Genomic DNA, 12,206 nt, shown 5'->3' with positions numbered 1-12,206 from the left:
GCCATTAGAAGTAACGGGGGCTGGTCACCCTTGGCCGTTTGCCGGTGAATAAATAACCGATGGACAATTCATGCGAACCGCTCTGGTAAGAAGCCATCTTGCTGATGGTAAGATCATATGCATAACCGATCCGCAGCTGCTGGTTTATATTGAACTGCACCAGGGCGCTGGCAGCATCCAGCTGCTCGAGGTTCTTGTCCAGCGCGGGTTTGCTCCACAGCTTCACGCCCGTCCGGTACGATCCTCCCACCCAAAGCCTGTCCGCAATGAGGAACAGCGCTGTGAGGTCCACATTGGTAGGCCCTTTGAAATCTTCTTTGATAAGGATGGAAGGTTTCAGCTTCAGGTTGTCCGAAAAGTTAAACATCACGCCGGCATTCACATAGAGGTGCTGGGTTTTGCGAATAGTTTTATACTGATACCCTTTCCAGTAGTAACGGGATGCATCTGTATAGAGAGAAAAGAGGTCCATTACGGACGCGCCAACGTACCAGGTAGGCGTGTAGTAGTACACTCCGAACCGGGCATCCGGTATCCAGGTGGAAGCCCGCCCCATAGGAATGCTGGGGTCATTGTCATCATTATAAACCAGCGCCGAGCCATCAATAGCGTATTGCGTAACGCCGGCGCCTATACCCAAACACAGTCGTTTATCCCCATCCTCATTCACAGGGATGCGGTAGGAATACATCCCGTAAATGGATGTGGCATCCTGCGGACCCAGCTTATCATACATGATCTGCGCGCCCAGCCCTACTCTGGCATCCCGGGAGGAGTTCAGCGCCCCGTCGATGGATACGCCGCCGGTTTGCGGGCCGCCCGGGAAGCTGACCCATTGTTTGCGGTAGATAGCATTCGCAAACAGATCTTCCTTATAGCCTGCGTATGCGGGGTTAACGGCCAGCATGTTGAATATATATTGACTAAACTGAAGATTTTGCTGGGCAGCAGCGCTACCCGGCAACAGGTACGCTGTTGCTGATAGCGCCACTATACTCAGTCCTTTAATTAGACTTCTGCTCATTGGAAAATCATTTTTATGCCAATAGTTATCGTTAGCGTATGAGTTCAATCCAACCTTTGTATTCACGTACGCCTGTTGTTGGTGAATTCAGCTTCAGAATATAGTAATAGGTGCCTTCGTTGAGGTCCTTACCATTCCACTTGTTATCATAGTCCTTGCTCTGATACACCTGGTTACCCCATCTGTTGTAGATATACACGGCCGATCCCGGATACCTGCTGAGCCCCGGAATATACCAGGTATCATTCTTACCATCTCCGTTTGGCGTCACCACGTTCGGTATGAAGATGTCCTCGCCGGTAATCGGTACGCGGGCAATGGTAAAGGTATTGTCGGACAGGTCGATATCGGTTTCGTCGCCGGATACGGTGGCAGTATTACCTACATCCCCGCCGTTGATCAGCTTCACGGTGAACGTAAGGGTTTCCGTACTGCCGGAAGGCATCACCGGGATAGCCCAGGTAATATTACCGGAACCATTGTCGAAGGTAGCGGCGCCTTTGCTGGCGGTAAAGCTCAGCGGCGCGCCCAGCATGCTTTCCAGGTGATCCGTCATGATTACGTTGTGCGCCGTATCAGGCCCGTTGTTGGTCACCTTCACCGTAAATTCCAGGGTTTGGCCCACTTTCAGCGGCAACGGCGTATTGAAGGTTTTTACCACTTTCAGGTTCGCGTAACGGTCGCTGTCGATGATGGACACGGAGGTATCCGGAATAGTTACATCCGGCGGGCCGGTGATCACCGCTACGTTCCTGATGACGCCGGAGCCGGCGATAGTGGCTTTGTAACTCCAACTCAACGTTTCGTTTGCATTGAGCATACCAATGTTCCAGGTGAGTATGCCGTTGCTGATGGTGGCCGTGCCGCGAGGCGGATTGCTGTAAACAGGGCTGCCGAGTAAGGAGGACGGCGGTAAGGTATCTACGATCACTACCGGGTTCACACCTGCCAGGCCGTGGTTGGTGGCGGATAAGGTGTAGGTAACCTGGTCGCCCGCTTTGTACGGCCCTGCAGGACTGATTGTCTTATTCACATCCAGCTGCGCTCTTGGCAGCACGGTAGTAATAACGGTCCTGCTCCGGTTGTTGCTGCTGTCCGCATCGGGCACGCCGGTAGGCGTATTCACGATAGCGGTATTGCTCAAGGTGCCCGGTTGCTGCGCTACGCCGGTAATACGGAGTACTGCCTGGGCTCCCGGTGGGAAGGCGCCGAGGATAGCGCCCGCAGTACCATTGATGATACCCGGCTGTACGTTGGCCGTGCCGCCGTTGATACTTACTACTGTAATAGCCGGTTGCAGCAGGCCAGCTGGAAGCGGGTCCTGCACTACGGCGCCATCCGCGGCGGAAGGCCCGTTGTTGGTCACCGTGAGTTGATAGGTGATGGTTTGGTTCACGTACACCTGCGCCGTACCTGTTTTGGTAATGGCGAGGTCCGCACGGCTGCCGATGGCGCTCAGTACCGGGTTGGATTCAACCGTGCTGCTGGCAGTGCTTACCTGCGCTACGTTGACCACCGTGCCGGAAGGCGCATCCTGCCTTACCGTGCCGCGGATCACTACCTGTATGCTGCTGGAATCCGTACCCGGGATGGTACCCACTATGCGCACCTGGTTGCCGCTGCCGGTGGCGCCACTGGTAATGGTGGCGGAGCGGCTTGGCGTAGCCGTCCACGTTACATTGGTGAGTACGGACGGGATGGAGTCCGTAATGGTCGCGCTGAGCGCAGGACTCAATCCGGTATTGTTAACCGTTACCACGTAGGAAACCTGGTTGCCTCTTACCATGGTAGCCGGTCCTGTTTTGGAGATATGCAGCTGCTGATCCACCACGATGATGCTGTTGACGGAAGACGCTTTGCGCGCAGCCTTCGGCTCGGATGGCGTCACCGTAGCGGTATTGATGATATTGCCCGTAGCGGTTGCGCTCAGCGTACCTGCTACATTGATCACGATGGTATTGCCGCTGCCTGCCGGGATGTCGCCATTCAGGCTGACGTTGTTGCCGCTGCCCTGCGCTGCACCTATAATATCGGCTTTGCCGGTGGCAGTTGCCTGCCAGGTGACGTTGGTGATGGCAGACGGTACCGCATCCGTAATAACGAGGTTGCGTGCATCGCTTGTGCTGCTGTTGCCGACGGTGATGGTGTAGGCAACCGGCTGGCCCGCAATAGCCCTTGCAGGACCTACCTTGGCGATAGTCAGCACCGGTATGGCATCCACCACCGTTTGTACCACCTGTGAGGAATCCGCTTTACCGGTTTCCACAGGGGTGATGGTAGCCACGTTGCGGATCGTATCCCGGAAGGCAGGGTTGATGGTTCCATTCACGGTAACGACTATATTATTTCCGGCGCCCGGCGGGAGGTTCACATGCAGGGTAACCGTATTGCCGGTACCGTTAGCGCCATCCACAATGCTGGCTGCGCCACCGGCTGTGGCTGTCCAGGTCACGTTCTGCAAGGCCACCGGCACGCGGTCCATTATCAGCGCATTTTGCGCATTACTTGGGCCGGAGTTCACCGCGGTGATGGTGTAGCTGATCGGCTGGCCGGATTGCGCGGTGGACGGGCCGGACTTCATGATATCCAGTCCAGGGTTGAGTACCACCAGCGTATTCACGGTAGCGGTATCGCCCGTGCCTGCAGGCTCGGCAGGCATTACCCGCGCGATGTTGGTTACAGTGCCTGCAAAGGTCGAATCTATCTTACCGCTGATGCTCACGATGATGCTGCCTTTCGCTTTCAGGTTAGCGGTGATGGCTACATTATTACCTGCGCCGCTGCCGCCGCTTACGATGGAGGCAAGCCCGCTGTTCACCACCTGGGTGGTCCACGTTACGCCACTGAGGGAGGCAGGTACCGCATCCGTGATGGAGGCATTCAGGGCATCGCTGATACCCTGGTTGGTCACCACCAGCTGGTAGTTGATGGTTTGACCGGCATCCGCCAGGGTCGGGCCGCTCTTGCGTATGGTGAGCATTGGTTTGTTTTCAATCACGGTAATTACTTCCGGAGATACCGCCGGCACATTGATACCGTCTGCCGCAGGCATTGCTACTGCAATGTTGCGGATAGTGCCGGTAGCCGCCGGCGCAACAGTGCCTGTAACAGTGATCACCACATCGGCGCTGCCGCCGGCCGGGATATCAGCCAGTACGAGTATTTGAGCAGTATTGCCGGCAGCGCTGCCGCTGATGACTGCCCCGTTGGAGGCAACGGCTGTCCAGCTCAGGTTTTCGAGGCGATTGTCAATCGTATCTGTAATCGTAACGCCGGCAGCATTACTTGGGCCGTTGTTGGTCACGCGTATGGTGTAGGTCATGGTTTCGCCCGCGGTTACTTTGGCAGGGCCGCTCTTATTCACATCCAGCACGGTGAGGCGGCGAACGTGCGTAAGGAGCGTATCCGTAACGGCAGGGATGCTGTTGTTGCCTGCGGATACCACGTTGACGATGTCCCCGTTAAAGGCAGGATCTATATTTCCCGTTACGGCGATCACCGCGAAGTTCTGATCTCCCGCAGGGATATCAACAGTGGTATTGACATCGCCGGTACCGGACAAATCGCCGGTAATGCTGGCGGCGCCTTGTACCAGCACATTCCAGCTGGCATTGCTGATCATGACCGGTATAATATCACTGATGTTGACGCCGAGGGCATCAGACGGACCCTGGTTGCCAATGGTCAGCGTATAGCTGATAGTGTTACCTGCTACCGCGTTCTGCGGGCCTCCTTTGGTAACGGTAAGGCCGTAACCTTTTGTGATAGCGGTGGTAGTACTGCTGGTATTATTCGCCACATTCGGGTCTACCCGGGTAGAATCCGGCGTTACAATGGCGGTGTTCACCACGCTGGTGAGGGTCGTTGCGCCATCTACCGTTCCGTCGATATTGATCGTGATATAGTTGCCCGCGCCTGCGGCGATCCTGGCCGGCAGGTTGATGGCATTACCGTTGCTATCCACACGCGCACTGCCCATTATGCTGGCGTTGCCGGTGGCAATAGCCGTCCAGGTAACTTTGGTGATCACTGGGGGAATCAGGTCAGTGATCCTGATCTGATCCGCATCGCGCGGACCGTTATTGTACACCTGCAAAGTATAGTGAATACCCTGACCCGCTACAACGGTAGCCGGCCCGCCTTTCACGATGCGCAGGTCCGCGGAATTGTTCACCGCCGTTACCACGGAGGTTTCCCTGTTCGGACCGGCTGTTACTGCGGCGGTATTCACAATGGTAGCACCTGCTGTGTTTAGTACTTCCCCATCGATTTGTATCACCAGGCTATTCGCTGACCCGATCGGGATATTACCGGTAGTGCTGATGTTATTGGTGTTGCCGGATGTAGGGCCGGTAATGGTAGCGGTACCTGTGCCGGTGGCCGTCCAGCCTATGACTCTTACAACAGCCGGCACATTATCGGTAATCACCGCGTTGGTAATGTTACCGGAGCCGCCATTGGCCACTACAATCGTATAATGAATGGTATCGCCTATGCTGGTGACGGCCGGGCCTGACTTCGCAATACGCACAACCGGATCATTATTGACGATGCCTGTTACTGTGCTGGTATTATTCTGCAGGATCGGATCCGTTATACTGCTGCCTGGCGGCAGGCTTACGGTGGCTGTGTTGGTCAGGTTGGCGCCATTGATGACGGCCGGAGATACAATACCGTTGACCGTAACGAGGATATAGCTGCCATCTGCCGGCATATCTGCCGTAATATCCACATTGCCGGTTCCTGTTGTTGGAGAGAGATTGGCGATATTTCCTACAGCGGTAGCCGTCCAGGTGGCGTTAATGATCAGGTTGGAAAGCACATCCGTGATGCGCGCTCCCGGAACATTACTTGGCCCGAAGTTCTGCACCTTCAGGGTGTATTGGATGGGCTCCCCGGCGCCGGCTGCGGAAGGTCCGGATTTGACGATGCGCAGGTCCGCCTGCCGTGTAACCGTAGTAGTTACAGTGGCGGTATCCCCGGATGGGTTGATGCCGGCAGGGTTCATTACCGTTGCCGTATTGACGATGGTACTGCCTGTGAAGGACGGATCTACCGTACCATTCACCACGATGACCACTTTAGCGCCTGCGCTGTCCGGAATATCCGCGGTCAGGTTAATATTTACCGTACCGGTATCGCCACTGCGGATCACGGCGCCGTTTACGCCGGTGGCGGTCCAGGTAGCGTTAATAATGCCCGCAGGGATAATATCTGTAATCGTTACATTTTTTGCATTGCTGGGGCCGTTGTTGACTGCTTCGATTGTGTATTGGATCGGGTTACCCGCTACAATGGTAGCAGGGCCTGTTTTGCGGATGTCCAGCACCGCCAGCTTGCTGACGCTGGTGGCGGCTGTAGACCGCGCACTGTCTGCACCTGCTTCTGACGGGAATACCCAGGCGGTGTTGGAGATGGTACCTTCAAAGTCCGGATTGATCCTACCGTTTACCAATACCACGACTCCATTCGGACTACCTGCCGGGATGTCCGCCGTAACCTCGATGATATTGCCTGTGCCGCTGGCGCCACTGTTTACCGTTGCAGCGCCGGAAGCTACCGCGCCCCATTGGCTGACGATGATGTTAGCCGGCACGGTATCGCGGATCACCGCGTTCCTGGCGTCGCTCGGGCCGATGTTTACCGCGCGGAAGCTGTACACGATCTGGCCGCCTGCATAAGCATTCGCTGGAGCTGACTTGGTGATGAGCAGCCCTGGTTTGCGTTGGATGGCAGTTACCACCGTATCCGCATTCACCGGAGGGATGCCAGGTTCCGATGGCGCAGCCACCGCCGTGTTGCTGATGGAAGTGGCCGTGCTGCCTGCAGGAATGGTTCCCGTTACAACGATATTGACTGCGCCGCTGTCAGCCGGTATGTTGGCCAGCAGCTGCAGCGCATTGCCGGAGCCGGTAGCGCCGGAGATAATGAGGGCCGGCGAGGTGGCGGTAGCCGTCCACGATACATTGGTCAGTTCAGCCGGGATGGCATCCTTGATTTCTGTATTGGTTGCGTTGGATGGACCCAGGTTCGTAACGGTGAGGTTATACGTAATGGTTTGACCGGCATTGGCCGTAGCCGGACCGGATTTCCTTATCCTGATGGCAGGTTCCTGTGTAACGGTTGTCGTTACCGGCGGCGCTGTGGCCGTAGGAGCGCCCGGTTCGGACGGTACGGCTTGTGCGCTGTTGGTAAACGATCCGGCGAAGGCAGGATTTACCTGGCCTACGATGGTGATCACAATATTATTGCCGGCGCCGGCAGGGATATTACCTGTTATATTCAGGCTGTTACCGGTACCGGTAGCACCGTTGGTGACCTGCGCCGCGCCGTTGGCTACTGCCTGCCACTGCGCATTGATCACCGGCGTTGGGATCGCATCCGAGATCAGGACATTGTCCGCATTGGAAACACCGGTATTGGTTACCGTTACCGTATATACGATCTTTTCGCCCGCAGCCAGCGTAGCCGGGCCGGATTTGGTGATAGCCAGGGCCGGGACTTTACGGATCCGCACTACTTTGGAAGCGCTCACCGGTGGTACCTGCTCGACTGGCGTAGCATGCGCCGTGTTGACGGTAATGGTATCCAGCGCAGGGTTGGTCTTACCTTTCACGGTAATGGTAACCATGTTTGCTGCGCCGGCAGGAATATTTGCGGTGAGGCGTACGATGCTGCCGGTACCGCTGCCACCGGTCAGCACTGCTGCCGCTCCCTGTACGCTGCTGGTCCAGGAAGGATTCAGGATGGGGACAGGAATGGTATCAGTGATCACTGTTCCCAGGGCATTACTTACGCCCTGGTTAGTTACTGCTATGGTGTAGGTAAGGCTATCGCCCGCCAGCACCACGTCCACTGCGGATTTGGTAATGGAGAGTTCCGGCTGCCGTTGCACCACTGTCACTTTGGTGGCGGTATCGCCGGTGCTGCCTGGTTCGGATGGCTTAACGATAGCCGTATTGGTTAGATTACCGTTGAAGGAGGCGGAGACCGTTCCGGTAACGATGATCCTGATTTCATTACCGGAGCCCGCGCCCAGGTCCGCCGTTACGCTTACATTATTGCCAGTACCGGTAGCGCCGCTGATCAGGCTCGCGTTGCCCCTGGCGGTGGCTACCCAGCTTACTTGCTGAATGTTGGCAGGCACCACATCCGTGATGGCGATGCCACGGGAGTTACTGGGCCCTTCGTTGGTAGCGGTGAGCGTATAGGTAATAGCGTTACCTGCCTGTATGGTATCTACCGCTGTTTTACTGATTCGCAGGCGGGCCTGTGCGGAAAGGGTGGTCGTCACCTCGTTGGATGGCACCGGCTGTTCGCCCGGTTCTGAAGGCGTTACCTCTGCCCCGTTTACGACAGGCGTTAACCGTGTAGGTTCAATATAACCATTGATCAGTATTCTGACTGTTGCGCCGGCGTTGATATTGGCCACTACGGCCACGTTGTTACCGGAACCGGTAGCGCCGCTTACTATACTGCCAGTGCCATTAACTACAGAGGCTGACCAGGTAACGTTATACAGTGCGGACGGCGTCATGTCGGTAATCTGCGCCGCGCTGGCATTGGACGGGCCGTTGTTGGTAACGTCCAGCACATAGGCAATCTGCCCGCCGGCTATGGCGGTGGCAGGGCCGCTTTTCACTGCGGTGAAGTTAACGTCCTTCCTTACCTCTGCATTATCGCTGCTGTTAACAGGGCCCACGCCCGCTTCTGCAGGAGTGGCTACGGCGGTGTTGATGAGCCTGCCGCTATAATCCGGGCTGATGGTACCTGTTACGTGTATCAATATATAATTGCTGCTGCCTGCGGGGATGTTGGCAGTCAGCTGCAGGTTGCTGCCGCTGCCTGTTGCGCCGCTGGCAATGGTGGCGCCGCCATGCGCTTCGGCGGTCCACACAGGGTTCAGCACCGCAGCGGGGATGGCGTCTGTAATGACTGTGCCCACGGCATTACTTGGCCCGTTGTTATTTACCTGTATGGTATATTCCACCGGCTTGCCGGCAATGAGTACCGGATCGCCGACGTGGGATTTATAGATGAGGATACCCGGGGTGCTGGTGATAAGGGTATTGGTAGTATTGGAGGTAATGGGGCTTGTACCCGCTTCACTGAGCGTTGCCACTGCTTCATTCAGGATATTGCCTGTTGCACCGGCCGTCACGGTACCTTTGATCGTGATATATACCTTACCCGTATCCCCTGCCGGCATGCTGGCCGTTACGCTGATATTGCTGCCGCTACCGGTGGCGCCTGCGCTGATGGTGGCGCGCCCTGTGGCAACGGCGGACCAGGTAACGTTGGTGACTTTAGAGGAAACGGCATCCGTGATGACGGTATTGACCGCATCACCCATGCTGGCGTTATTCACCGTTACGCCGAAGGTGATGGCCTCGCCCGCAACGACGGTAGCAGGCGCGGTTTTGACATTATTGAGGAAGGGGTGGCGCGCTACCGGTACCGTTACGGTGCTGGTGGCCCCGTTATCGTCCGGCACGTCCGGCGATACCGCTACTGCCGTATTGGTGATATTGCCATTCAGTGCGGAAGAGAGGCGGCCTTCCACGACAATCACCACGCTGGCGCCCTGTGTAGGCACATCGGCGGTAATGTCAATATTGGTAAGGGTTGAATTATTCGTGATAATCCTTGCTGCACCGGTCACGCTTGCATTCACCCGCGTAGCGATAAATGTAGCTGGCAGGGCATCCGTAATATGCACGTTGGTGGCGTTGCTTGGTCCGGCATTCGTTACGACGATCTGGTAGTCAAACTCCTGCCCTGCGAGATAAGGCCCGTTTTGCAGCACTGTTTTTACGATCTGCACATCCGCTTTGCTGATATAGTTAATCACTACGGTATCCCTGCTGGGCGGGCAGATACCGTTCGTGATACTCCATACTAAGGTAGCGCTGCTGTTAGGAGCAATGGTGACGCTGGTAGTAGGGGAAGCTGGGTTAGCTACGGTGGCGTTGCCGGAAATAACTGACCAGCTGCCGGTACCGTTTACCGGCGTATTGGCGTTCATGGGGAATACCCCGGAATTATACTGCGTTTGATCAGGGCCGGCATTGGCGGTAGTAGGCGTTGCCAGGACGGTGACTACTACTTCATTTGACTGACTCGGACAGTTTTGGTTACCGATGGTCCAGAGCAGGTTATAGGTACCCGGCACGAGGTTGGATACGATGGCATGCGGGTCCGTGTCGCTGGAAAAAGTAACGGTACTTGGCCCGGAAACCTCCGCCCACCGGCCGGTTCCGTTGATGGCTATATTACCGTTCAGGGCCATGCTGGAAGCGCCGCATATGGTAGTATCGTTACCTGCGTTGGGCGCGTTGGGGAGCGGCGCGACCGTTATATCTGTCGTTACCGGCGGCGCGGCGCAATTAATATTACTGTTGCTGAAGGTAAAGGTGAACTGATAGGTACCCGGCGCAGCCCCTGACGGCAATGCGAGGGTGATGGGCGAAGCGCCCAGTGTGGCGTTTACCGGCGTAAAGCCCGGCATGTTGCTGGTGACGGTGTACCTGTTTACGGCGCCGGAGTTAACGGCGTAAGCGACGCTGGCGGTGGTCGATCCCTGGCATACAGGCGGCGCCGGCGCCACGGACACGCTCATCTGCGGATATACGTTGATAGGAAACGCCTGCGATACTCCTGTACCGGAACAGCCGGAAACACTTGCTGTAACCCTGTAATAAACGTTTGAGGTCAGCGGAGGCGTAGTGAGCGTAGCGGTAGTTTGCCCCGGCACTACGTTCCAGGTGGCGCCATTGGTGCTGGTTTCCCAGACATAAGTATAGCCGGAAGCAGGAATGTTACTGCCGTTTCGCGCAGTAACCACTGCATTCAATGTCGCAGGCGTGTTATAACATACATTGGCAGGACCGGTAATCGTGGTCGTATAATCAATAACGTTAAGCGGTACAGGATTGGAGGTAACGCGGCAGGTAGAGCTGTTGATTTCATCCGTGCCACCGGCAGCGAGTACACGATATTCCACACCGGATTGCGCATTGGTAATGGTAAAGGTGCGGCTATTGGACGCGCCGTTATTTACAATACTGCCTACGTTTGTCCAGTCCGTTGTGCCGGTGGCCCGGCTTTGGAGCTGGAAGAAATAAGTGGAATAGCTGCCGGCAGGCAGGCTCACGGTCATACTGGTTGTACCGCTGGCACAAACAACTCCCGGCGCCTGGGTAAAGGTGATGGGAGGGCCGCATGCGGCAAAGGCAATATCGTCCAGCGCGAGGTCATTACCATTGCTGTTGGGCGTATTACTGATGATGCGCAGGATGACGGAGCTGGTGGTGCTGGGCATCTGAAAAATACCTGCCAGGCGCACCCAGGTTCCCGGCGCACGATATGGTACGTTACCGGTTGAAACTTGCGCAATAGGCGCCCCGTTTGGGTTATTAGCGTCAAGGATATCAAAACGTAAACTGGGATTGGCAACGCTGGATGCGGTATTGGGATTGATATTCATCAGCCAGGCTGAAAACTCAAAGGTAGTACCCGCGCAAAGCCCTGTGATGGTACGTTGGTAAAACTGGCCCGGGGTGGCATTTGCATCTACTACCATACAATAACCTGTACCCGTCCCCGTAGTATGATCCGGGCGATCCACAAAGAAGGTGTTATTATAACCACGGGTAGTGTTGGAGATAGTGTATTGCCCGGGGTACGGCCCTACGGGGCGGCCACCGGTGCCGGGGCTGTAATACGTATAGTTCGTGATACCGTTAGGCAATGGCCCGCCCAGTGTAGGCTTGACAGTGGTGCCGGCATCGCCGAAGGTTTCCCGGAACACGGGATCGCCCAAAGAACCGGTACAGGATTGGGCGACGGAGGTTTGCACAGTACCAAGTAGCAGGACAAAAAGCAATAAGTAAAGCGTAGCCGGGTAGCATTTTTTCATAGCGTTACATTTACGGCTGATATAACATTTGTGGTCAACATAGACGCTGTTTTCAGCATTTCAACGGCAGGGGGACAACAGGAAAAGGGGCTTCAGGACCGCGCCAGCGCGGCCTTTCACACATACATCGTTCAATATCAATAGCATTACAACAACAGATCAGCAAGAAGGTTCAGTAAATTTTTTCAGCATTAGTCTACAAATATTGTGAACTAATAAAAATATTGCTATTTTTGCGCTGTTGTAAGGTAGAGGCACTGTACC

Annotated in this window: 2 protein-coding genes; both read right to left on the bottom strand. The window is 55.8% G+C overall.

Annotated elements, in window-relative coordinates; all coding sequences use genetic code 11:
* Positions 1-4: 4 nt before the first annotated feature.
* Positions 5-1,024: a type IX secretion system membrane protein PorP/SprF gene (locus BOC67_RS18905; protein ID WP_291912416.1), complete on the bottom strand. Its 1,020-nt coding sequence runs from the start codon at positions 1,022-1,024 to the stop codon at positions 5-7.
* A 31-nt stretch (positions 1,025-1,055) separates the two neighbouring features.
* Positions 1,056-11,942: a gliding motility-associated C-terminal domain-containing protein gene (locus tag BOC67_RS18900; protein WP_291912415.1), complete on the bottom strand. Its 10,887-nt coding sequence runs from the start codon at positions 11,940-11,942 to the stop codon at positions 1,056-1,058.
* Between the last annotated feature and the right edge of the window lie 264 nt (positions 11,943-12,206).

This window comes from Chitinophaga sp. CB10 (assembly GCA_001870995.2).
In the GTDB taxonomy this organism is placed as follows: domain Bacteria; phylum Bacteroidota; class Bacteroidia; order Chitinophagales; family Chitinophagaceae; genus Chitinophaga.
This window is presented reverse-complemented; position numbering and strand designations above follow the sequence as displayed.